This window comes from Mycobacterium sp., assembly GCF_049281135.1.
GTDB lineage: Bacteria > Actinomycetota > Actinomycetes > Mycobacteriales > Mycobacteriaceae > Mycobacterium.
Window position 1 is genome coordinate 1 of sequence record NZ_JBAPRN010000626.1, and the last position, 1797, is coordinate 1797.

Genomic DNA, 1797 nt, shown 5'->3' on the forward strand with positions numbered 1-1797 from the left:
GCGCGATGGGGATAGTCATCGCTATGGAGAACACGCCCCAGGGGCTTTCGGCCAGTGCCTGCACCACGATCATTGCCAGAACCGCGATCAGGATCACCATGATGACCAGGACGCCGACTAGGGCGGCGGCCCCGCCCGTGGCGCCCAGCTCGTCGCGGGCCATCTGGCCCAGGGAACGGCCCCGTCGCCGGGTGGAGATCCACAACACCAGGTAGTCCTGCACACAACCGCCGAACACGGCCCCGAAGACGATCCAGATGCTGCACGGCAAATAGCCCATCTGGGTGGCCAGCACCGGTCCGACCAGTGGTCCGGCCCCGGCGATCGCGGCGAAATGATGGCCGAACAGCACCCGCCGGTCAGTGGGCACATAGTCGGTGCCGTCGTCGAATATCTCTGCGGGCGTGGCGTAATCGTCGCGCGGACGCACGATCTTCGCCTCGATCAGCCGCGCGTAGAACCGGTACCCGATGACGTAGGTACAGATCGCCGCGACGACGAACCACACCGCGTTGACCGTCTCGCCGCGAGCGAAGGCGATGACCGCCCAGGCCACCGCGCCGAGCACTGCGATCACGCCGAAGAAGATCTTGTGCTTGGTGCCGATGGGGGAGCGGTCGATGATGGCGACCGGCGGCAGGTCGGCGTCAGTGTGGATGTAGCTCAGATGCTGGGTATCGGGCGTCGGCTGCGGCGGTGCTGCCACGGCGCCTCCTGTCGTGTCACCACGCGAAATTGGGCCGCTGGCAGCTTAACCCCGGTACATGGCGCGCACAGTTTCGATGGTGTCGGCTTCCTCGGGTCGTTTGTCGTCGCGGTAGCGCAGCACCCGGGCGAACCGCAGCGCCAAGCCACCGGGGTAACGCGAGGAGCCCTGCACACCGTCGAACGCCACCTCGACCACCTGCTCCGGCCGCAGTTGCACGACGTAGCCCTCGGTGCCGCCCACTGCCAGCTCGTGAAACCGCACGGTCTGCCACTCCAGCATCGCGTCGGTCATACCCTTGAACGTCTTGCCCAACATCACGTAGCCGCCACCGGCCGGATCGACGGCGCCCAGATGAATATTGGACAGCTTTCCCTTACGCCGGCCCGACCCCCACTCGACGGCCAACACCACCAGGTCCAGGGTGTGAACCGGCTTCACCTTGAGCCAACCGGCCCCGCGGCGGCCCGCCTCATACGGTGCGGTCAGCGACTTTGCCATCACGCCCTCATGTCCGGCGGCCAGCGTCCTATCCAGGAACTCGCCGGCGGCAGCCGGATCCGAGGTGATCAGCCGATCGACCCGGTTGTGCACGGGCACGATGTCGTCGAGCGCCGCGGTGCGCTCGCTGGTAGGCGCGTCGAGCAGGTCGAGGCCGTCGCGGTGCAGGATGTCGAAGAAGAACACCGAGAGTGGCTGGGCGGTGCGGGCCGCCGCCACGTCAATCGAGCGGCCGAAGCGCGACGCGGTGACCTGGAAGGGCTCTGGCCGGCCGTCGGAACGCAGCGCGATCGCCTCGCCGTCGACGATCAGCTCGCGAACCGGCAGCGCCAGGGTCGCCTCGACCACCTCCGGCAGTCGTGCGGTGACGTCGTCGAGGCTTCGGGTGTAGACGGTGACCTGATCGCCCGCCCGGTGTATCTGCACTCGGGCGCCGTCTAGCTTCGCCTCGAAAACCCCTGTGCCGCCGAGCTTTTCCAGCGCTTCTCCAACACCTGCAGCGGTCTGCGCCAGCATCGGGCCAACTGGCCGGCCCACCTGCAGGGTGAACGCTTCCAACGCCGCGGCACCGCCGCTCAGGCCCGCCGCCG

General features: G+C 67.8%; 2 protein-coding genes. Both read right to left on the reverse strand.

The window, feature by feature from the left end:
* Positions 1-706: carbon starvation CstA family protein (locus WAN02_RS24800; protein ID WP_422267368.1), on the reverse strand; the 706-nt coding region annotated here is incomplete at its 3' end.
* Between the two features lie 45 nt (positions 707-751).
* The coding region (locus WAN02_RS24805; protein ID WP_422267370.1) for an ATP-dependent DNA ligase at positions 752-1797 on the reverse strand (1046 nt) is incomplete at its 5' end.